Annotated in this window: 23 protein-coding genes; 18 read left to right on the top strand and 5 right to left on the bottom strand. The window is 36.3% G+C overall.

The genetic code is table 11. The features are described from left to right. Positions 1-37: 37 nt before the first annotated feature. Positions 38-412 (top strand): RidA family protein, encoded by a 375-nt coding sequence (locus KG118_RS16195; RefSeq protein WP_117713051.1) that lies wholly within the window; start codon positions 38-40, stop codon positions 410-412. On the opposite strand, the gene KG118_RS16190 is transcribed toward KG118_RS16195, so the two are convergent. Further along, complete coding sequence (locus tag KG118_RS16190; RefSeq protein ID WP_213388569.1) at positions 380-1,633, bottom strand: bifunctional folylpolyglutamate synthase/dihydrofolate synthase; 1,254 nt, start codon at positions 1,631-1,633, stop codon at positions 380-382. The genes KG118_RS16195 and KG118_RS16190 overlap by 33 nt on opposite strands. A 153-nt stretch (positions 1,634-1,786) precedes the next feature. Here KG118_RS16190 and KG118_RS16185 point away from each other — a divergent pair, with 153 nt between their 5' ends. Further along, positions 1,787-3,112: a PhoH family protein gene (locus tag KG118_RS16185; RefSeq protein ID WP_117713049.1), complete on the top strand. Its 1,326-nt coding sequence runs from the start codon at positions 1,787-1,789 to the stop codon at positions 3,110-3,112. A 78-nt stretch (positions 3,113-3,190) separates the two neighbouring features. Continuing rightward, positions 3,191-5,095, top strand: coding sequence for a polysaccharide biosynthesis protein (locus tag KG118_RS16180; protein WP_117713048.1), 1,905 nt, complete (start codon positions 3,191-3,193; stop codon positions 5,093-5,095). Positions 5,096-5,196: 101 nt separating this feature from the next. Here KG118_RS16180 and KG118_RS16175 read toward each other — a convergent pair whose 3' ends face one another. The 3 genes from KG118_RS16175 to KG118_RS16165 all read right to left on the bottom strand — a co-directional run bounded on the left by KG118_RS16175 (position 5,197) and on the right by KG118_RS16165 (position 7,392). Continuing rightward, on the bottom strand, positions 5,197-6,174 hold the full coding sequence (locus KG118_RS16175; RefSeq protein WP_117713047.1) for a dihydroorotate dehydrogenase-like protein: 978 nt from the start codon (positions 6,172-6,174) through the stop codon (positions 5,197-5,199). A gap of 18 nt (positions 6,175-6,192) precedes the next feature. Beyond that, positions 6,193-6,861, bottom strand: coding sequence for a YggS family pyridoxal phosphate-dependent enzyme (locus KG118_RS16170; RefSeq protein ID WP_117713046.1), 669 nt, complete (start codon positions 6,859-6,861; stop codon positions 6,193-6,195). A gap of 66 nt (positions 6,862-6,927) precedes the next feature. Next, positions 6,928-7,392 carry a DUF4494 domain-containing protein gene (locus KG118_RS16165; protein ID WP_117713045.1) on the bottom strand — a complete coding sequence of 155 codons (465 nt, stop codon included), beginning with the start codon at positions 7,390-7,392 and terminating at the stop codon, positions 6,928-6,930. Between the two features lie 376 nt (positions 7,393-7,768). On the opposite strand from KG118_RS16165, the gene KG118_RS16160 reads away from it, so the two are divergent. From KG118_RS16160 to KG118_RS16095, 14 genes are all read left to right on the top strand, one after another. Then, complete coding sequence (locus tag KG118_RS16160; RefSeq protein WP_117713044.1) at positions 7,769-8,284, top strand: UpxY family transcription antiterminator; 516 nt, start codon at positions 7,769-7,771, stop codon at positions 8,282-8,284. Positions 8,285-9,460: 1,176 nt separating this feature from the next. Then, on the top strand, positions 9,461-11,005 hold the full coding sequence (locus KG118_RS16155) for a lipopolysaccharide biosynthesis protein (protein ID WP_117713043.1): 1,545 nt from the start codon (positions 9,461-9,463) through the stop codon (positions 11,003-11,005). 6 nt (positions 11,006-11,011) lie between these two features. Continuing rightward, positions 11,012-12,139, top strand: coding sequence for a glycosyltransferase family 4 protein (locus tag KG118_RS16150; RefSeq protein WP_117713042.1), 1,128 nt, complete (start codon positions 11,012-11,014; stop codon positions 12,137-12,139). Positions 12,140-12,164: 25 nt separating this feature from the next. After that, positions 12,165-13,268 (top strand): glycosyltransferase WbsX family protein, encoded by a 1,104-nt coding sequence (locus tag KG118_RS16145; protein ID WP_117713041.1) that lies wholly within the window; start codon positions 12,165-12,167, stop codon positions 13,266-13,268. Beyond that, positions 13,252-14,394 (top strand): glycosyltransferase, encoded by a 1,143-nt coding sequence (locus KG118_RS16140; RefSeq protein WP_117713040.1) that lies wholly within the window; start codon positions 13,252-13,254, stop codon positions 14,392-14,394. Before KG118_RS16145 ends, KG118_RS16140 begins: the two co-directional genes overlap by 17 nt. A gap of 30 nt (positions 14,395-14,424) precedes the next feature. Then, positions 14,425-15,270 (top strand): glycosyltransferase, encoded by an 846-nt coding sequence (locus KG118_RS16135; RefSeq protein WP_117713039.1) that lies wholly within the window; start codon positions 14,425-14,427, stop codon positions 15,268-15,270. Continuing rightward, positions 15,254-16,483: a hypothetical protein gene (locus KG118_RS16130; RefSeq protein ID WP_147331380.1), complete on the top strand. Its 1,230-nt coding sequence runs from the start codon at positions 15,254-15,256 to the stop codon at positions 16,481-16,483. Before KG118_RS16135 ends, KG118_RS16130 begins: the two co-directional genes overlap by 17 nt. A 26-nt stretch (positions 16,484-16,509) precedes the next feature. Beyond that, entirely contained in the window at positions 16,510-17,313 is an 804-nt protein-coding gene (locus tag KG118_RS16125; protein WP_117713037.1) for a hypothetical protein, read from the top strand. Then, on the top strand, positions 17,306-18,574 hold the full coding sequence (locus tag KG118_RS16120) for a hypothetical protein (protein ID WP_117713036.1): 1,269 nt from the start codon (positions 17,306-17,308) through the stop codon (positions 18,572-18,574). The genes KG118_RS16125 and KG118_RS16120 overlap by 8 nt, the downstream gene beginning before the upstream one ends. A 174-nt stretch (positions 18,575-18,748) precedes the next feature. Then, positions 18,749-20,068 carry a UDP-glucose dehydrogenase family protein gene (locus KG118_RS16115; protein ID WP_117713035.1) on the top strand — a complete coding sequence of 440 codons (1,320 nt, stop codon included), beginning with the start codon at positions 18,749-18,751 and terminating at the stop codon, positions 20,066-20,068. Positions 20,069-20,140: 72 nt separating this feature from the next. Beyond that, a complete protein-coding gene (locus tag KG118_RS16110; RefSeq protein WP_117713034.1) occupies positions 20,141-20,962 on the top strand; it encodes a glycosyltransferase family 2 protein in 822 nt (273 codons plus the stop codon). Between the two features lie 81 nt (positions 20,963-21,043). Further along, positions 21,044-22,273, top strand: coding sequence for a DegT/DnrJ/EryC1/StrS family aminotransferase (locus KG118_RS16105; protein ID WP_117713033.1), 1,230 nt, complete (start codon positions 21,044-21,046; stop codon positions 22,271-22,273). A 15-nt stretch (positions 22,274-22,288) separates the two neighbouring features. After that, positions 22,289-22,876, top strand: a complete 588-nt coding sequence (locus KG118_RS16100) for a sugar transferase (protein ID WP_117713032.1) — start codon at positions 22,289-22,291, stop codon at positions 22,874-22,876. A 204-nt stretch (positions 22,877-23,080) separates the two neighbouring features. After that, complete coding sequence (locus tag KG118_RS16095) at positions 23,081-23,677, top strand: master DNA invertase Mpi family serine-type recombinase (protein WP_117713031.1); 597 nt, start codon at positions 23,081-23,083, stop codon at positions 23,675-23,677. A 131-nt stretch (positions 23,678-23,808) separates the two neighbouring features. Here the strand turns inward: KG118_RS16095 and KG118_RS16090 are convergent, their stop codons facing one another. Then, positions 23,809-24,384 carry an HdeD family acid-resistance protein gene (locus tag KG118_RS16090; RefSeq protein ID WP_117713030.1) on the bottom strand — a complete coding sequence of 192 codons (576 nt, stop codon included), beginning with the start codon at positions 24,382-24,384 and terminating at the stop codon, positions 23,809-23,811. Positions 24,385-24,509: 125 nt separating this feature from the next. Between KG118_RS16090 and tpx the strand changes: the two genes are divergently transcribed. After that, positions 24,510-25,010 (top strand): thiol peroxidase, encoded by a 501-nt coding sequence (gene tpx, locus KG118_RS16085; RefSeq protein WP_117713029.1) that lies wholly within the window; start codon positions 24,510-24,512, stop codon positions 25,008-25,010. Positions 25,011-25,023 lie beyond the last annotated feature (13 nt).

The following is a 25,023-nucleotide window of genomic DNA, read 5'->3' as shown; positions in this document are numbered from 1 at the left end:
ATACTTGATAATGAACAGATAAAAAGGAATAAAAATTATGAAGAAAGTAATTTGTAGCCAAAAGGCTCCGGGCGCAATAGGCCCTTACAGTCAAGCTATTGAAGCAAACGGGATGGTATTTGTATCAGGTCAGTTGCCTATTGATGCAGCTACCGGAGTTATGGCAGAAGGTGCAGAGGCTCAAGCCCGCCAGTCGTTGGAGAATGTAAAGCATATCTTGGAAGAAGCAGGATTGGGTATGGCGAATATTGTAAAGACTACCGTTTTTCTGGCGGATATGTCCTTGTTTGCCGACATGAACAAGGTATATGCCACATATTTTGACGGAGCTTTTCCCGCCCGTTCGGCTGTTGCTGTGAAGGCGCTTCCAAAAGATGCTTTAGTGGAGATTGAGTGCATCGCGGTTCGCTAACAGGTCTGCAACAATAAAGCTACTGCCACCTACGAAGATAAAATCTTCCGGGTGGCTTTTTTCTTGTGCGGCAGTTACTGCGGCAGGGACATTCGGATAACAGCTTCCTTGCAGACCGGCTTTAGCGGCGAGTTTGCATAGCTCTTCTTCGGGGAGAGCTCGTTTTACACTAGCTTTGGTGAAATAGTAGGTGGCATCTTTGGGAAGTAAGGCAAGTACTCCACTGACATCCTTGTCATTTACCATACCTATTATAATATGAAGGTGGCGGTAATTCTGCTGTTTCAGTTGCTCTGCAATGTAAGTTATACCTCCTACGTTATGCCCGGTGTCACATATCAGAGTGGGGGTGTCCTGAAGTTTTTGCCAGCGTCCCATTAGTCCTGTCAGTTCGCAGACATGGGCAAAACCGTTGCGTACGCTTTGCTCGTCTATGTGGTAGCCGGCTTTCTCCAACAACGGTAGGGCAGTGAGGATAGTACGCGTGTTTTTTATCTGGTAAAGCCCTTGCAGTTCAGTTCTCATTCCGGGATAATCATTTTTAGTCGTATTTTCCGCGAATATTATCGGAGCACTCACTTCCTCGGCTCTTTGCAAGAAAACCGCTTTGGTTTCGGGTGTGGTTTCTCCAATGACAACAGGAATGTCTTTCTTGATGATACCGGCTTTTTCTCCGGCTATTTTTGCCAGTGTATCGCCTAAAAACTGAGTATGGTCAAAGCTGATATTGGTAATGATACACAAGTCCGGATGAATAATGTTCGTACAGTCCAGTCGGCCGCCCAGTCCCACTTCTATAACGGCCACATCTACTTTTTCGTCAGCAAAATAACAAAATGCCATGGCAGTGGTCAACTCAAAAAAAGAAGGATGTAAAGGTTCGAAGAAACTACGTTCTTTTTCTACAAAATGTACCACATATTCTTCCGGTATGGGTCGGCCGTTTATACGGATTCGTTCGCGGAAGTCTACCAAGTGGGGAGAAGTGTAAAGTCCTACGCGATACCCGGCTTCTTGCAGTATGGCGGCTATCGTGTGCGAACAAGAGCCCTTGCCGTTGGTTCCTGCCACATGGATTGTGCGAAATGAATAGTGGGGATTTCCAAAGTGTTCATCCAATATGCGCGTATTCTCCAGTCCTTCTTTGTATGCCGAGCCACCCACTTGCTGGAACATGGGTGCACTGTTATATAAGTAAGTTAAAGTGTTCTGATAGTTCATCTTTTATAAAAATTAACGGGAAAGCAATCCTTTCTCTCTATTAAAGTGTTATCTTTAGGAGCGGCAAAGATAAGGCAATTTTTATTTAAGTGTGTATGCTTGCTTTATTTTATATTGTCGGTATGTGGTATAAACAATTTAAATCTAAAGAGTATGGGAGCTAAGAAGAATTTTGTGATTGATACTAATGTTATCCTTCACGACTATAACTGTTTGAAGAATTTTCAAGAGAACGACATTTATCTTCCCATTGTAGTACTTGAAGAGCTCGATAAATTCAAGAAAGGCAACGAGCAGATAAATTTCAATGCCCGTGAGTTTGTTCGGGAACTCGATTTGATTACCGACGACAGTCTTTTTACCAAAGGCGCTCCGCTGGGTGAAGGACTGGGGCGCTTGTTTGTAGTAGCCGGTTCGGTGGATTCGCCTCGTGTACACGACTCTTTCCCGGAACGTATTCCCGATCATCAGATATTGTCCGTTGTTGACTGGCTGACAGAGAAGAAGCCGAAGATGAAATCAATTCTTGTCACCAAGGACGTCAATCTTCGTATGAAAGCACGCTCTATTGGATTGTTGTGCGAGGATTATATCAATGACAAGGTTATCAATGTGGATATATTTGAGAAGTCGAACGAAGTATTTGAGGGTGTTGACCCGACTTTGATAGATCGTATCTATTCGTCCAAAGAGGGACTGGATATTAGTGAGTTTGATTTTAAAGATATCATTCATCCCAATGAATGTTTTGTATTGAAGAGCGACCGTAGCAGCGTGCTTGCCCGTTATAACCCTTTTACTCATTCTGTTTGCCGTGTGAACAAGACAAAGAATTATGGAATCGAGCCGCGCAATGCAGAACAGAGTTTTGCTTTTGAAGTTCTGAATGATCCGAATATCAAATTGGTAGCCCTTACAGGCAAGGCGGGAACAGGTAAAACACTGTTGGCGCTGGCAGCGGCTTTAGGTAAGCTGACGGATTATAAGCAAATCTTACTGGCGCGTCCTATCGTTGCGTTATCCAATAAGGACTTGGGCTTCCTTCCGGGGGATGCCAATGAAAAGGTGGCTCCCTATATGCAACCTTTGTTTGATAACCTGAATGTTATCAAGCATCAGTTCGCTTCCAATTCAAGTGAAGTAAAGCGGTTGGAAGATATGCAGAAAAGCGACCAACTCGTTATCGAAGCTTTGGCTTTTATTCGCGGACGTAGTTTGAGCGAGACTTATTGTATTATTGATGAAGCGCAAAATTTGACACCTCATGAGATTAAAACGATTATAACACGTGCCGGAGAAGGGACGAAGATGGTCTTTACAGGTGATATTCAGCAAATTGACCAGCCCTATTTGGATAACCAATCCAACGGACTTGTCTATATGATAGACCGTATGAGAGATCAAAACTTGTTTGCCCATGTCAATTTAGTGAAAGGAGAGCGTAGCCAGTTGAGTGAATTGGCAAGTAACTTGATGTAACATTTTATCATTTTCTTCTTCGCTTTGATAAAAAATAGTGTATCTTTGCGGTGCCTAAAACAAAAACTGTCAAACGTGATGAAGCGAAACTTTTTTCATCGGTATCTTTCAGCAAAAGTATTACCGATATGGACTGTTCTATTGATAGATGTCCTCATTGTGGTCGTATCCAGTCTGTTGGCTTACGCACTGCGGTATGATTTTCGGAGTCTTTTTTCCGAGTCATCGTCCATAGATATAATGATTGTATGTACAGTGGTTGTCAACCTTGTATTCTTTAGGTTCTTCCGTACATATTCCAATGTCCTTCGTTTTTCATCGTTTGTCGATATAATGCGTATTTTCGTATCGTTGACGGTGTCATACTCATTGCTGCTGATAGCGAGTATCGTGGTAAAAAGTTGTACAGGTATGAATGTGGCTCCCATAGCGGTGCTGTTCATGTCCTATATTATCAGTTTTGCCATGATGGCGTGTTCCCGCGTTGTTGTAAAGATATTCTTCGAAGCGTTGAATTTTGACGGTTCGCATAGTGCCAATGTGTTTATTTACGGTGCCAAAGAGGCCGGAGTAAATATTGCAAAGGCACTGCGCGTCAATTTGCGTAATCATTACCGCCTGCGTGGTTTCATAGCGGATGAACCGGAACTTATTAATAAGGTGATGATGGGAGTCAAGGTTTATCCTAATGATGATACTTTGATTGAGATTTTGGATGACCGGGATGTACATACCATTATTATTTCCCCTGCCAAGATGGAGGCGCTCAAACGGTCTGATATGGCAGATCGCCTGTTATCGCATAATATCAAGTTGATGACGGCTCCTCCGTTGAGTGAATGGAACAGTCAGTTTCTGGATCGTACCCAACTGAAAGAAATTCAGATTGAAGACCTATTGCAACGTAATCCTATTGAAATAGATATTCATAAAGTCGCTTCCCATCTGGAAGGCAAGCGGGTGATGATTACCGGTGCTGCCGGTTCTATCGGTAGTGAGATTATGCGTCAGGTAGCTTCTTTCAATCCTTATAAACTGATTCTTGTGGATCAGGCTGAAACTCCTTTGCATGATATTCGTTTGGAATTGCAGGATCGTTGGCGTGACATCGATGCTGAAACCATCATAGCCAATATATCCAATGCGACGCGTATGGAAGAGATTTTCAGACACTACAAGCCACAGTATATTTTTCATGCGGCAGCTTACAAACACGTGCCGATGATGGAAGACAACGTATCGGAATCCATTCAGATAAATGTTTATGGTACAAGAACGGTTGCCGATTTGGCAGTGAAGTATGGCGCGGAGAAGTTTGTGATGATTTCCACGGATAAAGCAGTGAATCCTACCAATGTAATGGGGTGTTCCAAACGTATTTGTGAAATCTACGTTCAGTCGCTGGCAAAGAAACTGCAGGCAGAAGGCGGGCATGTTACCCAATTTATCACTACCCGTTTCGGAAATGTACTGGGCTCAAATGGATCGGTTATTCCTCGTTTCCGTGATCAGATACAGCGTGGTGGACCTGTGACGGTGACGCACCCCGAAATTATTCGTTACTTTATGACTATTCCGGAAGCTTGTCGTTTGGTGCTCGAAGCCGGTAGCATGGGGAATGGGGGAGAAATTTACATTTTTGATATGGGTAAGCCGGTTCGGATTGTAGATCTTGCCAAGAGAATGATCAGTCTGTCAGGACGCACCGATGTCAAGATTGAGTTTACAGGTTTGCGCCATGGTGAAAAGTTGTATGAGGAGTTGCTTAATATAAAGGAACTTACCAAACCGACTTATCATGAGAAGATTATGATTGCCACTGTGCGTGAGTATGATTATGATGAAGTGAATGAACGTATTCAGAAGTTGATTGACGTCAGCTACACTTATGACCAGATGAAAATTGTAGCTGCCATGAAAGACATTGTTCCCGAATTTGTCAGCAAGAATTCTTGTTTCGAAGTATTGGATAAGAAGAAGTGACGATAGGATAACCTTAATAGAATCATAAGTTTAATGATAAAAAAACGGATGATACATTTCTATATGTATCATCCGTTTTTTATATACTTCACAACTTCTTCTTATTTGTGTGATGAAAAATATTTCAGGAATTGTGTACGTTCGAATGTATTTACACCGTTCAGGTCGCTGACATTCAGCATACCTTTAAATTGATTGATGTTTTCCATTCCTTTGCGATCCATCCACAAGTTCAGGAAGCGGACGTACTCACCAACGATAGCATAAGAATTTTGATAAAGTGCGCTGCATATCTCTACAGCTGAAGCACCTGCCAAAATAGCTTTCACCACTCCTTCAGGAGCATGTATGCCGCCTGATGCTGCATAGTCCAGTTTGCTGACTGCTGCAGACGCAATGCCTATCCAGCGCAAAGACTTGGATAAATCTGCATCTGTGCTGAACACGTTACCGGCGCTTTGAGCTATTTTCTCAATGTCAATATCCGGTTGATAGAAGCGGTTGAACATTACTACTGCCGCTGCTCCGTTAGCATAAAGCTGGTCGATAAGAGCTATCGGATTGGTAAGGTTATCTCCTAATTTCATGATGACAGGGATACCAACTGTTTTCTTGATATGGCTCAAGATGTCGATGTGGCGTTGCTCAAAAGCACCATATGTATATTGTACATCGGTTTGCAGGGCAAGGATATTAATTTCTAAAGCATCCGCGCCGGCTTCTTCTATCTTTTTGGCAAACTCAATCCAGTCTGCATCCTGATAACAGTTGATGCTGGCGATGATAGGTATGTCACAAACTTGCTTGCTCTCTTTGATTAAATTCAAATATTCACCCAATTTGTGTTCGCGTATATATCCTACCAAATAATCACTTCCTTCCGGATACATATTAGGATCTCCCAGCCAGTCGGCTTCCATCATGATTTGTTCTTCAAAAAGAGACTTGAGTACGATAGCTCCTGCACCGGCTTCATAAAGCTTCTGGTTTTTGGCAGCGCTGTCGGTAAGCCCTGAACTGCTGATAATAATCGGATTTCTAAGTTTTAATCCTGCAAAAGTAGTTTCTAATGTTGCCATGATAATAGTTATTAGTTATTAATATATTCTTTCTCCAAATATTTTACTTCCTACACGTACCAAAGTGCTGCCGGCGATAATTGCTTCGTGATAATCGTGTGACATTCCCATAGATAACTCCCGGAACCATTCTGCATCGGCAAACCACGTGGTTTTCACTTCTTGGAAGAAGCTACTTAATGAACAAAACTCAGTTTTGATTTGTTCGGTATTGTCTGTGTTTGTAGCCATGCCCATCAATCCGCATATCCTGATATTTGTAAGTCTTTTCCACTCACCGGTGGCAAGCATTTCTTGACATTCGTCGAAGCTGAAGCCGAATTTAGTCTCTTCCTGTGCAATGTACAGTTGCAGCAAGCAATTTACAGTACGTCCAGCCTTAGCAGCTTGCTTGTTGATTTCAGTAAGAAGTTTGTAAGAGTCTACGCCATGAATCAGTGCTACATAGGGCACGATATACTTTATTTTATTAGTCTGCAGATGTCCGATGAAATGCCATTCGATATCTTTGGGCAGACTTTCGTACTTGGCTATCAGCTCTTGCGCCTTGCTTTCTCCAAATACACGTTGCCCTACGCTATATGCTTCTTCTATCGCTTCGTCGGGGTGAAATTTAGAAACAGCTACCAGTCGTACTCCTTGAGGCAGTTCGTTCAGTACTTTCTTTATGTTTTCTGCAATGCTCATCGTATATAATATAATAATGTATACACAATAAAACTTTCAATCTCTGATATTCGATACTCCTTTATTTCAGACTTCCGGCTTATCATTCGGTTCCGCGCTGTACGGATATACATCCATAATGGCAGTTTCAGCTACCGACGCAATTTGATAATCGGCCATTGTGCCTTTCATTCCTTCGTCCAGCTTCTTCACTGCGTCGCGTAAGTCGGCAGCCTGTACCAATACTTGAGTGGATGTTTTCTTTTCTGCACCGCTTTTCTCATCCAGTGTGATGAAAACCAGCTTGCATTTAAACCAGCGATCGGCAGCATCTTCTTCATATGGAAACAACTCACTGTAATTAGCCCGTTTGATGTCCGATACGGTAAATTCTCCCGAAATAAACGGTGTGATTTCCTCGATGATACGTGCTTCCGCTTCTGTAAAGCTGAGTGCATCTACCAGATAAGGTTCAGTTACTTTCTTGTTCATTCCGTTTTCCATTGTTTTTTCGTAACGGATTTTGCACTCAAACCATGTATGCATTGCCATAATTTTCTGATTTTTAATTGGTGTTTTAATTAATAAAAGTTCTTTCTTCTTCCTGTCTTTCTGAGACTTGCCGAAGATTACCTTTCCTCTTTACGTTGGAAAGAGTGTACAAAGATAAACGAAAAAGGGGAGAAATGTTCGATGTACATGAAAGAAGATTATGTTAATTCAAAACTTTTTATCTATTAAATATTTTGTAGTTCCATACGGAGTGTTTATCTTTGTCCCCGCAAAACGAACTATTCGTGGATGTAAATTCCATTCTTAAATAAGAGGCGTAGTGAAAGCTACGTTCGGCGGAGCCGTAAAAGAAGCTCATTCTTAGTGAAATCATAAAACGCTTATTACTAAACTATTAATAATCTATCATTAGCATTTGTTAACTACGTCGATTCATAAGCATTGGCATGCTGTTTATGTTCGCCACAATACAGAATTCAAGGTGGAATCGTGGCTTCGTGAGCAAGGTATAGAAGTTTATTTGCCTGTGCAGGATGTCTATCGTGAGCATACCGGAAAGCGTATTAAAATCACTAAACCGGTGATTAACGGTATGGTCTTTGTCCATCTTTCTCGTCCAGAACTTTCTATCGTAGAACATACTCCCAACGTCCATCATTTCTTTAGTAAACGTGGCACTAATGCCCCTCTCATCATTCCCGACCAACAAATGGAGGATTTTCGCTTCATGGTTGACCTTTCCGATACTTCTATATTAATGGTCAATGAACCGATTGCTCCGGGAACTATGGTAACTGTGGCAAAAGGAAGTATGCAGGGTATTCGTGGCGAAATGGTGAAATACGAAAGTAAATATTACATAGCTGTAAGATTGCAGGAATTGGGATGCGCATTGGTTAGTGTGCCGGTGAGCTATGTGAGACGCGGATGATAAGAATATTGTATTCGTTATATTCTTGGATCACTACACTGTATAAAGTGTGGATAATGATTTTAACAATGTTAAGGCTAAAAATCTATAATGCAACTTAAGGGGCGTATAAAGTTAACTTTAAATTTGGAGGATGTTAACTTTGTAGGCACAATCAAGTTAACTTTAACGTCTTGTTAAAGTTAACTTGATTATTCCCAATAAATTAATGTGAAATAAGGTGCTTTCACCTTTTCAAGATAGTGAATCTCTTTATTCATACTATAAATATATGTGGTATGGTCATGAAATTAAATAATTATCGTTTAACTTTCTTGGAAGAACCTACTGATGAACAGTTACACACTTTAAATGAAATAAGTAGCCATTACTGTACGTGAGGGGGCTCGTTGAGTCCAAAAGGAGATTGCAGACAGGGTATATGTTTATAACAATTCAATATAAGATCAGACGTCTCAATATTGTTTCGCATAATAAACGGAGTTCTTTTCAAACAATATGTATGAAGAAATACCTGATTAGGCAAATTCTTACTAAAATAAATTAGTGGTTAATGTTTTGTTTTGCGGTCATATCCTAGTAAAAATCAATTCTTGCATTTGAAATGAATGTGATAATTACTTATTAGGAAGTTCCAATATTTGGGTATATTTCTAAATCAAATTAGGAAGTTATGAACGAATCCAGACTATATGAGAAGAATCATGCAGTGAACGAATCAGCAGTGATATCTGAATCACTTTGTCGTAGTATGGATGATTTTATTGTATCTTTATCCAAAGATCTGATGCGGAATTGTTCGTCTCGCTATTGAGAAGCAATATACAGTTCGTCGTATTCCAAATTCACAAGTTGACGAGATAATCAATCAATAGATAGATGTGGTGTAAATACTCTTTTTCTCTGTTATAAAGGATTTTCTTTTGTTATTTATTATGATATTTCTCAAAATGAAGTTTTGAATGTTTTGGTCTTGGTTAGTCGTCAATCTTAGGAGTAATGTATCAAAGAATCACAGAGTTATAACGTATAGTATAATTGATATAAAATGAAGATTTTTGTGTTGTCATATAATTTTATTATGGAATGTTCCATATACATCTGTGTTTACTGAACGTTTTTTTATAAATACTAATACATTTTTCTTCCATAATTAACAGAAATGGATAACTTATAATGGTTGAAAATTCTCGTACATCCAAGAGCCTTAAAAATGTGAAAGTAGCTCTTATCTTTTATTTCATTAATTTGGTTTTGTCTTTTTTCTCTCGCAAATTTTTTTTAGACTATTTGGGAGCAGAAATATTGGGATTGAACACTACGGCTCAAAACCTATTAGGCTTTTTAAACTTGGCAGAATTGGGGATTGGTGGCGCGGTGTCTTATGCTCTTTATAAACCTCTTTTCTTAAATGATCTCCGTTCAATTAATGAAATTGTATCAATACAAGGATGGCTTTATCGGCGTATTGCAGTAATCATAACTATTGCGGCCTGTGTATTAATGTGTTTTTTTCCATTGATTTTTGAGAAAGCTAAAGTGCCTTTATGGTATACATATGCTTCATTTTGTGTGTGCTTATTCAGCGCCTTGCTTGGATATGTATTCAATTATAAACAGATAGTTTTAACCGCAGACCAAAAGGAGTATAAAATAACATTAAACATACAGGGTATCAAAGTAGTGAAAGTTATTATTCAATTATTATCTATAATTTATTTGGCTAATGGTTATGTCTATTGGTTAGTACTTGAGTTTCTGATGTCTGTTATCACCACTGTTGTTATTGAATATGTATTGAGATGTGAGTATCCATGGTTGTGTCCACAGCCTCGAATAGGAGGCGTGATGCGCAAGAAACACATAAATATTATAAAGAAAACCAAACAAATCTTTTTCCATAAGATAGGTTCTTTTGCATTTTCTCAATCTAGCTCTATTATTATTTATGCATACGCTTCACTTTCATTAGTGGCTATCTATGGTAATTATATGTTAGTAGCTACTGGGCTTCAAATGTTAGTAAGTTCTATTTTTAATAGTGTTAATGCTGGTATTGGTAATTTGGTAGCTGAAAATGACAGAGAACGTGCTATTTCTGTTTTTGATGAATTATTTTCGCTCCGTTTCTACATTGTAGCGGTAGTATGCTATGGCTTTTATATGCTGGTTGGCTCTTTTATATCCTTGTGGATTGGTGAGGAGTATGTATTGGATCATACTACCTTGTTACTAATTACTGCAGTCCTTTTTATTGATTTAGTACGTAATATTATAGATTCTTTTAACAATGCATACGGCCTTTTTCAAGATGTATGGGCGACTTTAGCAGAAGCCTGTATCAATATCGGCTGTTCCATTTGGTTTGGTTCTATATGGGGATTACCAGGTATTTTGACAGGTGTGTTATTGAGTCTAATACTTGTCGTTTTTTTATGGAAGCCTTATTTCTTGTTTGGGTGGGGATTTAAGATTTCCGTATGGCATTATTGGAAACTCTATTTTAAGTGTTTTGTTTCAGGGATGTTCGTGGCATGGATCAGTGCATTTTTGATATCTGTGTTACCGATAACTGCAGACCAAGATTTCACGACATGGATATTATGTGTTATTTTGGACACAGTTTTTTTTGGAATAACGTTGTTGGTTATTTTGTGTAGTATTAATCATTCAATGCGGCAAAGTATGGATCGAATATTGAACTTTTTTTTCTTAAAATAATAATCTATGAGAATTTTAGTAGACTTAACTTATATTGGAGAAGATGTTAGGAGTGGAATAGACACTTATTCTATACGCTTAATACGAGGGTGGATTGATTCGGCTGAGACTAATAAGCAGCATTTTAGCTTTATTGTTACTACTAATAATGTACATTCAATTAGGAATATATACCCTGAATTAGATTATATTATTTTAAATATGTGTTCTTTATGTTATTTTTCTAAATTGTCAACATTGATTAATCGATGTAGATGGCACAAATTAGTTAATAACTCCAATGCTGATAGAGTGTTTGTTCCTTTTCCTACTATTTTATCTTCTGGAAAAGTTAAGATAAGAAAAATTGTGACAATTCATGATTTGCAAGCAATGAAAATTTATAAAGGAATAAAGAAAATGCAACAATGGTGGATACTTAAGCAAGCGATCTTGACTTCTGATAAAATTATAGCAATTTCAAATTATACAAAAAAAGATATTTATAAATATTGCAAAAAAGTAGATTTTAATAAAGTCAGAGTAATTTATAACTCTGTAATTGTTGCTCCTAAGGCTTTGTCTATTGATGAAACTCTTACTCCTAATTATATTTTATATGTAAATTCTTTGACAGAACTTAAGAATATAAAGACCTTACTTTTAGCATTTAATGAACTTAAAAGTTTCATTACCAATGATTTATTGATAGTCGGTAAAAAGACATCGTATTGGGTAGCGGAAATTGTACCTTTGATAAAACAATTAGGTATTCAAGATCGAGTAATACATATTTCAAGGTATTTATCCGATGAGGAATTAAGTTTGTTATATAAGAAAGCCATAGTTTTTGTATCCCCTTCACAGCATGAAGGTTTTGGATACACACCTATTGAAGCAGCAATATGTGGTACTCCGGTAATTTGTACGGAAGCAGCAGCTTTACCTGAAGTCACTATGGGATTAGTAAATTATTATACTTTCCCGTTAAATTATATGCAATTAAAAGATAAGATAATGGAGATACTGAAAAATAAACCTTCTCAGGAGTTATTAAAAAATATATCTTGTACTTTTCAGAAAAGGTATGATAATATACAACAGTCTAAATGTGTATGTGCATATTTGGTAGAAGATATGTGTGAAGAATTCTAATATACTATACTTGTAAAGATATAAGATGATGAATAAAAAGATACGTCCGATTGCTATTTTTTTACCACAATTTTATCCTACTGCAGAGAATGATGAATGGTGGGGAATGGGATTTACAGAATGGACAAATGTAACGAAAGCTCGCCCTCGTTTTTTAGGGCATTACCAGCCACATCTTCCTGCTGATTTGGGGTTTTATGATTTAAGATTGGCTGAGGTTAAAGAATTACAAGCTAAAATGGCTCGAGAATATGGCATTTCAGCTTTCTGTTATTATCACTATTGGTTTAATGGGAGGCGTATTTTAGAGAAACCTATGGAGGATATTTTGAAAACGGGAAAACCCGATTTGCCATTTATGTTTTGTTGGGCTAATGAAAATTGGACAAAAGGATGGAGCAATAAACCTGATGATATATTGTTACAGCAGGATTATTCTTTGGAGGATGATAAAAATCATATTGCATATTTATTAAATGTCTTTAAAGATCCAAGATACTTAAGGATTGATAATAAACCAGTAATAGCGATCTATCGTTCTACATTAATTCCTGATGTTTCTGCAACGCTAAAGTTATGGCGAGATGAAGCAAAAAAGGAAGGAATTGAATTATATATTTGTAGATTTGAATCTTATGGGGTTAGTGGGGAGGAATATTTAGATGCAGGTTTCGATGCTGCAATAGAGTTTCAACCGCATGCTATGAATTCCAATTCATATATGAAGAACAGAAATATTCTTCCTCGTATGATTAATAAATTGGCAAGAAGATACTTAAAACAGAATTTATTACCAATTATTCTGTCTTATCCATCGTATGTCCGCTTTATGTGTAAACAATCTCAACCTACATATAAACGATACCCTTGTGTTATGCCTTCCTGGGACAATGCTCCACGTAAAAAAGGCTTTTTTTTAGCTTTTAAAGGGAGTACTCCAACTCTTTATTATAAGTGGCTAAAATCTGTTGTCAGCAATTTTGTTCCATATAGCAAGGATGAAAATTTGCTATTTATTAATGCATGGAATGAATGGGCAGAAGGTGCTCATTTAGAACCTGATCAAAAATGGGGAAGAGCTTATTTGGAAATGACTAAAAAAGTACTACAGGATGAAAATATTATTTGATCTTATATCTATCCAAAAATATCATAGCGGAGGAGGGGAATATGTAAAAAAAGTTCTTGATGAATTACTATCTAAAAGTGGCAATGTTATATTTGGACTATTTAATTCAAGACTTTCTTTTTTGGATAAGGACTTAGAGAACCTTAGAACAAAAATTCAGCTATTGGATATTAGTAAAAATACAATTTCAGAGTATGTTAGACTTTATGAGGTTGATATCTTGTTTGTTGGTATTATACAACGTTATATAGCATATAATCTTGAAAATATAGAGTGTAGAATTGTTTGCGTAATGCATGATATTGGTGATATGGAGTTTTTGGATAATAGAATACACTTTCTATCTCAATGCTCATTAAAGAACTATTTACGTTTAAGTGTGGATTATTGGTTTCCTCGCATAAAATATTCTACATTGCGTAGGACCATAAGTCGTTATCAAAAAATAGAATCATTTTTGCTGCAAGATAATGTTACTATAATTACCGTATCTCAATATACAGCAAACTCGATAAAATATTATTTTCCTAAAATAGGCAATAAGAAACATATTAATATTTTATATCCACCATCTAAACAATATATCCGAAAGAATATTATTGATAATAGTAAAATAGATATGATTTTAGCTTCAGGTAAAAAATATATATTATTTGTAAATGCAAATAGAGAAAACAAGAATTTTAATATTGTATTGAAATGTTTCAATAGAGTAAAAGAAATTTTTCCTGATATGCTACTAGTGGTAACAGGAAAAAATAGAGATATATCAAATAAGGATATTATTGGCTTAAACTATGTATCTACATCTGACATTGAAAACTTATATATGCATGCATGGGCTTTGATTTATCCATCATTGACTGAGGGTTTTGGATATCCTCCCATTGAGGCTATGAAATATGGAACGCCTGTTATTTCTTCTAATGTTTGTTCTATGCCAGAAATTTTGGACGATGCAGCTTTATACTGTTCTCCTTTTTATGTAAACGATTTATTTTATCGTATTAGACTTTTAGAGGAAAGATATCAATGGTATAAATTGAAAAGTGAAGAACAATATCAGAAGATATTAAAAAGACAAAAAGAGGATTTACATATACTTATTGACATGATTAGTAATTGAATTGTAATTACATCTTATAGTTTCTTAAGGATGATTTTAACAAAAGAAAATTCATGTGCTGTTATTGTGACATTTAATCCAGATTCTCTATTTGAAGAAGCAATTAAACGTCATATAGAATTATTCGGTTTTATTATTGTAGTAGATAATAATTCTAGTGACTTATCTTTTCTAAAGCATTGTATAGTAGATACTGTCTTGTTAAAAAAAAATATGGGAATTGCATATGCTCTTAATATTGGAATAAGAAGAGCACTATCTTCAGGATATAAGTGGATTTTTACATTTGATCAAGATAGTATTCCTATTCGTAATTTTTTATATTATTATAATGAAGTTTTTAGAGTTCTACCTGAAGACTTGGCAACTAATATTGGTTTAATATCTACAAAACATGTTCCTAATGTTCCCTTTTTATTAGATTCTAATTTGAAATTTAAACGCACTTGTTCTTTAATTACATCTGGCATGTTTCATAATGGAAGAGTTTTTGAAAGAGTGGGATGGTATGATGAGAAAATGTTTATAGATGGAGTGGATTTTGAATTTGCTTTGCGGTGTTCAGTTGCAGGTTTTGATACTATACGTATCCAAAATCCTATTTTGCAGCATAAATTGGGAGATCCGCAAAACAAATCTGTTATGTGGGGACTTTTCAATATAAAGACAACAAATCATAATGCAACAAGAAGATATTATATAATGAGAAATCATATATATATATTTAAGAAGTACGTATTTAAAAGACCTCTTTGGATTTTTAAGAAGAGTCTCTTTTGTGGAATTGATTTGATTGTTATGCTATTGGCTGATGATGATAAATGGGATAAAATTAAAAAAACATTAAAAGGGTTAGTAGATGGCTTTGTATTATAAGCGGAATATATTTTCAATAGGAATGTTGAAAAGATTTATTGGGGGAGCTCTGTTTTTTTATATGGTTTGTTTCCCTGGTTGTTATATGTTGTCTAAACTGCCTTTCATAATTTTACTATTGTGTATCTTTGTCTACAGGGTGATATGTAAGAAATTTAACATTTCAAAACCAGTTCTACTTATAGTATCTATAATTTGGATTAAAGGAGTATATGGCATCTTTATAGGAATTTTACATTCAAATGGTTATGTGTTAAATGTTGTTCCTATTAATTTGTTTTGGCCAGTGGTATACCTTGTTTATATATCTTTGGTAGACAACGAAAAGGAGTATTTGAATTTAGCTAAAATTTTGATTTACTCACACATATTTATAGTAATTTATATTTCGCTGTATATGCTATTCCAGTGGTTTGGATATTCTTTTATAGAGATTTATCCTGATGATTTGATTTTTAGTATATACAGCAATCAGAGCCATTTAACAGCTGGATATATTAATGCCCTTGTTTTTACAACCCCTATGCTTGTTATCTTTTTAATGACAAATTATAATTTAGGTTTTCCTCGTATACTATTGCTGGTATTACTATTGTTAACGTTTGTAGTTTTAATAATTTCAGGCAGGCGTATGTATATGCTAACTTGTATGATAGCGCCTTTTTTCCCTTTATTTCATAGAAAAATGTTAGGTAAATTAACTTATAGAAGAACCTTAAAATCTGTAATATATTTGCTGGTAATAGGAGGGATCACCTGTATGATATTACTTTCCTTTGTTTCTTTTGATGGATATATTGAACGTTTTGAACGTGCTTTTGATTCAGTTGAGGAACCTATTAAATTTAAACAGTTATCTATGCTCTTAAAGGAGTTTATGAATGCTCCATTATTAGGTAATGGCTTGGGTGCTATTCTCTATGAGCCTGCAAGATACGCTCTTAGTTCTTCCTTTGAACTTGGCTATGTTTTTGATTTAGTTACGTTAGGAATTATAGGGTGTATAATTTACTATATTGGAATTATATTGATATTATACTCTATAATAAAGGTGGTAAAGAAAAACCATAATGTAGTTTTATATTCATATTATGTAGGTTTGATAATTTTTCTTATAGGCCAGGCTACCAATCCTTTTTTGTCATCTTATGATTTTATGTGGCCTTTGTATATTGGGTTAATAGGAGTAAATATTGATATGCTAAAATGTTAAAGATTTAATATTAATTCGATACTATAATGAATATTCTTTTACTTGCTATTAACTACAATGCAGAAGAAGCATTGATGGACTATTTGTCTTCTGTAGGGAAATCTTTGGGTGAAGTAAATAATATTTCTCTAAAAATAATAATTGCAGATAATTCTAATATTCCATTAGAGTTATCTTGTTTTTCTGAGGCATTAGATATACATTATGTATTTACAGGAAAAAATATGGGATATTTAGGAGCTGTATCATATGCTATAAAGAAGGAACAAATAGTGTTAACAGAGTATGACTATTTTATAATATCCAATGTCGATATAATGATGGATGTGTCTTTTTTTAAGGTGTTTTCTACGCTTAGCATTGATAGTCATGTTGCATGGATCGCGAATGGAATATGGTCTAATGAGGAAAAAAGAGATCGAAATCCTAAAATATTAGAGCGATATACAAAGAAAAGACTCAATATAATATTATTGCTTTATAAATATCCAATTTTAGATTGGATATATATGAATACATTATATAGGAGAAAATCTTCAAATGTTGAATTTTGCCAGGGAACAGAAATTTATGCTGGTCATGGTTCATTTATGATATTAACTAAAAATTTTATTTCTAAATATGAAGAAATAGTATATCCAATATTTTTATTTGGTGAGGAAATATACTTAGCTGAACTTATTAAAAATATTGGAATGAAAGTATGTTATTATCCACAGCTAAGAGTATTTGATAATGAACATGTGTCTACAAGTAAGATGAAAAAGAAGTTTTATTATAAATGTAATAGGGAAGCAATAGAATATTTAATAAAAACATTTTATGAATAAGGTAGAAGTATTTGTTTATGGTCTTGTTAGAAAGTATCCGTTAATAAAAAAGATTATAAAGATTTTGTATCAAGGATTTTTTGATTTGCTACCTAGAAAAAAGAATATGTTTTCTGGAGATTACTCTTATAAAGAGGGCTTCTTTTTTGGTTTTCATGATATATCTCCTTTTAATGAAGATGAAACAATGATTCTAGCACACAAGCTTCCATTTGATTTATATATGCCTAATATTGGAGACAAAATGGAAATTGGTTATATTGATTTTAAAAATGGGAAATTAGGAGATTTTCATAAGATAACTGAAACTACAACTTGGAATTACCATAAAGGGTGTCGGCTTCAATGGTTAGATAGTGAACATATTATATATAATACAGAGAAGGAAGGTAAACTTGTTGCAGAAATTACCTCTCTTTCTACAGGAGAATCAAGATGTATTAATTATCCTATTGATTCTATATATAATTCAGAGACTGAATCATTCGCGACTTCATTTTGTTATGAACGATTAAATCGTTGTATGCCTGGATATGGGTATTCTGTTTTTAATAGTGATACACTTGAAGCTTATCCAAAGGATGATGGTCTTTTTTTAGTAGATTTAAAATCAGGGGAAAAGAAAATACTTGTATCGTTATACGAATTGGCTATGAAAGTAGGTAGTAGATATTTAGAAAGTTATTCTCATTTTGTGACTCATACTGAGTTTTCAAAAGATGGTAATTATATATCTTTCTTATATAGATGTGTACCAATTGGGAGTGAAGGCAAAGATTTACATAAAACCTTTATTGTAGTTTATGATCTACAAAGCTCTGTCTATATTGTCCTGCCAACTCAAGAATCTGGTTCACATTATGTTTGGAATTATAAAAATGAAATTATTGCATCTTGTATATTAAATGGCAAAAATTGTCATGTATTGTATAATTTGAATACTTTGGATGATTATAAAATTATTGCAGAAAATATGCTTAATTCGGATGGACACCAAACGTTCATTTCCGACAGCATATTTATAACGGATACTTATCCTGATAAATATAGAATGACAAAACTATACAAAGTGAATATCTGTAACAATGTGGTTGAACTGATAGCAAGTATATATTCTCCTAAGCAATTTCAAACTAGAGATGTGTTCAGGCATATTGCTTGTGACCTGCATCCCCGTGTTTCTCCCCAAGGGCAGTATGTATCTTTTGACTCTGCAACAACGGGAAAACGTTCTTTGTTTGTAATGGCACTCGATAAATGATTAGTTGGCTATATGTAAAATAGGGCTCTAAAACAGAGATTCTGTGATTTTAATAAAATATCTTTTTACTTATACTATTAAGATAATATTATATAGATCTTTAATTGATAGGCGAATAAGAATAGTTAATAAACTAAATGTTGTGATTTTATACATATTATCAATATATAAGATATGAATATAGCAATTGTCGGCACTGGTTATGTGGGCTTGGTGTCGGGTACCTGTTTTGCAGAAATGGGTGCAAAAGTGACTTGTGTCGATATAGACCAAAAGAAGATAGAAAAACTTCAAGCGGGAGAGATGCCTATTTATGAACCAGGATTAGAAGAATTGGTGAAACGTAATGTAGGATATGGGCGATTAAGGTTTACTACTGATCTAACTTCTGTACTTGATGAGGTAGAAATAGTGTTCAGTGCTGTCGGTACCCCACCGGATGAAGATGGATCGGCTGATTTAAAATATGTATTGGCTGTAGCTCGACAATTTGGTCAAAATATTAATAAGTATACTATTTTAGTAACAAAATCTACTGTTCCGGTAGGTACTGCACAAAAAGTAAAAGCTGTTATTCAAGAGGAATTGGATAAGCGTGGGATAAATATACCTTTTGATGTAGCTTCTAATCCTGAATTTTTGAAAGAGGGAGCTGCGATTAAAGATTTTATGAGTCCGGATCGTGTGGTTGTAGGTACTGAAAGTAAGCGTGCTGAAGAGGTAATGACGAAACTTTATCAGCCTTTCTTACTTCAGAATTTTCGTGTGATTTTTATGGATATTCCCAGTGCTGAGATGACAAAGTATGCAGCCAATGCTATGTTGGCCACTCGCATTTCATTTATGAATGATATTGCGAATCTGTGTGAACTGGTGGGAGCAAATGTACATAATGTGCGTCGTGGAATAGGCACAGATACGCGTATAGGGGCTAAGTTCTTGTATGCTGGTTGTGGCTATGGAGGTTCTTGCTTTCCTAAAGATGTAAAGGCCTTAGTACATACTGGTATAGATCATGGTTATCGTATGCGAGTGATTGAAGCGGTGGAAGAAGTGAATGAAAGTCAAAAAGAAACTGTATTTAAGAAATTGCAAAAGATGATGCCGAAAGGTGAAACCTTGCAGGGTAAGATTATCGCAGTACTTGGTTTGGCTTTTAAACCCGAGACGGATGATATGCGCGAAGCACCGGCATTGGTTGTGATTGATAAATTGTTGAAAGCAGGTGCAAAGGTTCGTGTTTTTGATCCTATTGCTATGACGGAATGCAAGCGTCGAATAGGTGATATTGTTACTTATACTGATAATATTTATGATTGTGTAGATGGTGCTTATGCTATGCTTTTGATGACTGAGTGGCGACAATTTCGTTTACCTTCGTGGAATGTGATGAAGAAAGTTATGACTGGAAATATCATAGTGGACGGTCGTAATATTTACCATCGCGAAGAACTTGAAACGGAGGGATTTGTGTATACTGCTATTGGTGAATAGTTATAATCAATGAAAGTAAGATAGTTTTTCATAGGTTTTGGATGCCATTAATTTTTTTATGATAATTTGTATATGGAAGACTACGGTTTAGTTTCAATCATTACTCCTACGTGGAATTGTGCAGTATTTATTTGTGAAACAATTAAGAGCATAGAGGCTCAAACATATACTAACTGGGAACTTCTCATTCAGGATGATTGCTCTACGGATGGAACGGATAAAGTGATAGCTCCGATAGTCGATAGAGATATCCGCATTAAATATGAATGTAATCTACAGAATAGTGGTGCAGCTATTACTCGTAATAATGCATTGAGAAGAGCTAAGGGGCGTTGGATTGCCTTTTTGGATAGCGATGATGTGTGGTTACCAGAGAAGTTAGAGAGACAGTTGAAGTTTATGGTGGAGAATGATTATGCGTTCACTTATCATGAATATACGGAGATAACAGAAGAAGGAAAGGAACTTGGGGTATATGTGAGCGGACTTAGAAAAGTGAATGCTCTTGATATGTTTGCTTGTTGTTGGCCCGGGTGCCTATCTGTAATGTATGATGCTGAGAGAATAGGGCTTATTCAGATTAAAAATGTACAGAAGAATAATGATACAGCTATGTGGTTAAAAGTGATAAAAAAAACTCCATGTTATTTGTTAAAAGAAAATTTGGGCTGTTATCGCAGACGTAAAGGAAGTATTACTCCCCCAACATTGAATAAGCGTATTTGGGCTCATTATCCGTTATTTCGTGTAGCTGAAGATATGAATCCAATAAATGCTACTTTTTGGACATTGGCGAATGTAGTGGGCAATGCTTGCAAAAAAATATTCTATGTAAAAAAATATTGTCCGCTTTCGTATGATGTACACAATGTTTCCTGCCATATGGATAAGTGATTTGTGCTTATCTTATTCTGTTTATGATACCAAGTTTCATAAACGGAATTTTATTATTCCAGTAATATAAACTTATTAATCATGAAAATACCATTTTCTCCTCCTTACATTGATGACACTGTCATCAATGAAGTGGTTGATTCCTTGCGCTCCGGTTGGATAACCTCCGGGCCTAAAGTAAAAGCTCTAGAAGAAGAAATCAAGTCTTTCTCCGGTGCAAAAGAAGTACTTTGTGTCAATTCCTGGACTTCGGGAGCCATTATGATGCTTCGTTGGCTGGGAGTAAAAGCGGGTGATGAAGTTATAGTTCCGGCTTATACATATAGTGCTACGGCATTAGCTGTGTTGCATGCAGGCGCCAAGCCTGTAATGGTAGATTCGGGTACAGATTTCAATATCTCGGTGGATGCTGTTCGCAAAGCGATTACTCCACATACAAAAGCGATTATTCCTGTGGATATTGCAGGTTTTCCTTGTGACTACGATAACATTATGCAGTTGGTAAGCACACCTGAAGTACAAGGGATATTTAAGGCTGAGAGCCCGGTACAAGAAAAGCTGGGACGCATCCTTGTAATGAATGATGCGGCTCATTCATTGGGGGCATATTACAGTAGGAATCAGCGTACCGGCTGTGAAACGGATATTGCTATTTTCTCTCTTCATGCCGTAAAGAATGTGACGACTGCCGAAGGTGGTGCTATATGTTTGAACTTACCTGTACCTTTTGATAATGGAGAGTTATATAAAGAACTTCGTATGATGAGTCTGAATTGCCAGACTAAGGATGCTTTTTCCAAATCAAAAGCCGGTGGCTGGCGTTATGATATTGTAGGCTTGGGTATGAAAATCAATATGGCTGATGTGAATGCAGCTATTGGGCTTGCGCAGATACGAGAATATCCGAAGCTGTTGGAAGAAAGAAAAAGAGTATTCAATACATATACCAAAGCTTTTGCAAACTGTGATTGGGCTATTGTTCCGCCTTCGATAGAAGGGGAGAAAGAGAGTTCTTATCATATCTATGCCTTGCGTATCAAAGGTTTTGCAGAAGAACAGCGTGACCGGATGATTGACGAAATAGCCAAAAACGAAGTGGCTGTGAATGTACATTTTATCCCGATGCCTATGTTATCATTCTTTAATTCTTTGGGATATGATATAAAGAATTATCCTCAAGCTTACGAAAACTTTAAGGGAGAAATCTCTTTACCCATATATCCGCAACTGAACGAAGAAAAGCTGGCTTTTATCGTGGATACAGTGAAAGCGGCATATCATAAAGTGGCAGGTGGCAAAATAGTAGAGTGACACGATTGCAAGGCTATGATTCGTTTTTTTGATATTCTTTTTTCTTTTTTGGGAATACTTCTGTTGTCTCCGGTTTTTCTTATTCTTTATCTATCAATCTGTTTGGAAAGTAGAGGAGGAGGGTTCTATCGTCAATTACGTGTAGGACGCTATGGAGAGGACTTCTATGTTTATAAGTTTCGTTCAATGCGTATAGGGGCTGATAAACAAGGATTGATTACTGTAGGAGGCAGGGACTCGCGAATAACCCGTATCGGTTACTTTATACGGAAGTATAAGCTGGATGAGTTACCTCAACTATTTAATGTTCTGAAAGGAGATATGAGCCTGGTAGGGCCACGTCCTGAGGTACGCAAGTATGTTGACCTCTATACGGAAGAACAACGTGAGGTATTGTCTGTGCGACCGGGAATAACGGATTATGCTTCGATAGAATATGTTGATGAGAATACGATATTGGGACAAGCGGATGATGCGGATAAAGCTTATGTAGAGTTGATAATGCCTGATAAAATTAAGTATAATATGAAGTATATCAACAATCATTCTCTGAAAGAATATTTCAAGATAATTTTCTTGACATTCTGGAGCATTGCACGTTGATTGAGTTTGATTGAAAGATGATATCTCTCATTTAATTTTGAAATTTTAAAGGAACTCTCGGTTGCTGAATACAGCCGGGAGTTTTTTTTACTCTATTGTTCCTTTTACAATCCTTTTGTAAAGGATATGTATTGATACGTTGGCAATTTTATTGGAATAACCGTTCTTTGGCGACGTTAAACCAATAAAAAAACAACAAAATTTATGGCAGTAGTAGCTTATTTAAGAGTAAGTACAGAAAAGCAATTTTTGGAAAACCAGAGAGAGGAAATTACACGTTTCGCAGAGAGAAACGGTATGAGTATTGACAAGTGGTACACAGAAACAGTTAGTGGGAGTGTAAGTAGTAAAGAACGTAAATTATCAGGGCTTTTGGACAAAATGCGCCCCGGCGATTCTTTAATTGTTACGGAAATATCAAGGCTGAGCCGTACATTACTTGAAATTATGACAATCCTTAATTCGTGCATAAAAAAGGAAGTGATATTGTATAGTACGAAGGAGGGGTATGTGTTTCAGAATGATATCAATAGTAAAGTCTTGGGATTTGCATTCGGTTTGATGGCTGAGATTGAACGTAATTTGATTTCGATGCGGACTAAGGAGGCATTAGCCCGTAGAAAACAGGAAGGAAAACGGTTGGGGCGTAAAAAGGGATATATGCCCAAAATGAGAATACTTGCCGAGAATAAGAGAGAATTGTTGAAGAAGCGGAGAAGAGGAACATCCTGTTCTGAACTCGCCCGGCAAATGGGAGTGTCCAGAACAACTATGTTCCGCTTCTTGCAACATAAAAGGTAAGTCGGTAGTTGCCTGACCGGAATATACTGTAATCCACCGCAGATTGCACAGATTGCCACAGACCGATTTAAGGACTACTGATGATAGTGCTGAATATATGGTCTGCATAAATCTGTGTAATCTGTTGTGGATTATGTGTTTTGAATTCCCCGCTTGTGCAAGTTCCTTAGCTCAAAGGACAGCATGATGCGGAAGAATCCTATAATGAGGAATGCAAATGAAATCATATAGACTGCATAGATAGCCCCTACTGCCGGCTGCCACAGAATAATAAGCGAGCATATAATGGCAAGAATGCCGAATGCGATATACCAGCCCCAATCCTTTGTTCCATACCTTTTTAGGTCCATGGCGTAACCTGCCGATGAAAATCCCCTAAACATCAGCCAGAAGGCAATGATAAACGGGATGACTTCCATACTCAATAGCGGATAGGCTATCAGATAGAATCCTAAAATCATATCAATGATACCTCCTGCGAGATACCATCCCCAACTGGATACTCTTTGGCGGTTACTTACCGCAAAGGAAATTTCCAACAGACCGCTAACCAGCATAGAAACACTGAATAAGATACTTAATGCCTCATATCCGCTAAAGGGAGAGAACATTAAACTTAAAGCCACTACAACATACAAGATACCGAGAATAAGTGAAATCCACCAGTTCTTTACCTCCTGCTTCAGTTCATCAAAAATTGTTTTCATGTGAATCTTAATTTAAAAATGATTATTACAAGTTCGTTGGGGAGATAACAATCTGCGGATTGAAAAGTTTTATTGAACTTTTTATGCGGTCTGTTTGTTACTATACCATATAAATTGATAAAACTATGGCTACAACAAAATTTAAAGGACAACCGGTGAAAGTGATCGGTGAGTTTATAAAAGTGGGAGCAGTTGCTCCGGATTTCGAGTTAGTAAAAACTGATTTGTCTTCTTTCGCATTGAAAGAGCTGAATGGCAAGAATGTAATCCTTAATATTTTCCCAAGTTTGGATACCGGCGTATGCGCTACTTCCGTGCGCAAATTCAATAAATTGGCTGCCGGTTTGCCGGATACGGTAGTATTGGCTATTTCAAAGGATTTGCCTTTTGCGCATGCACGTTTTTGTACGACGGAAGGTATTGAGAATGTAATTCCATTGTCCGATTTCCGTTTCTCGGATTTCGATGAAAACTATGGTGTACGTATGGCAGACGGACCATTGAGCGGTTTGTTGGCCCGTGCAGTGATAGTTGTCGGCAAGGATGGAAAGATTGCCTATACAGAACTTGTTCCGGAAATTACGCAAGAACCGGATTATGATAAAGCAATTGCAGCGGTAAAGTAAGCCCAAAAGGCTT

This window comes from Bacteroides propionicigenes (assembly GCF_018390535.1).
Lineage (GTDB): Bacteria > Bacteroidota > Bacteroidia > Bacteroidales > Bacteroidaceae > Bacteroides > Bacteroides propionicigenes.
The sequence above is the reverse complement of the archived record's forward strand: the minus strand, read 5'-3'. Positions and strand labels throughout refer to the sequence as shown.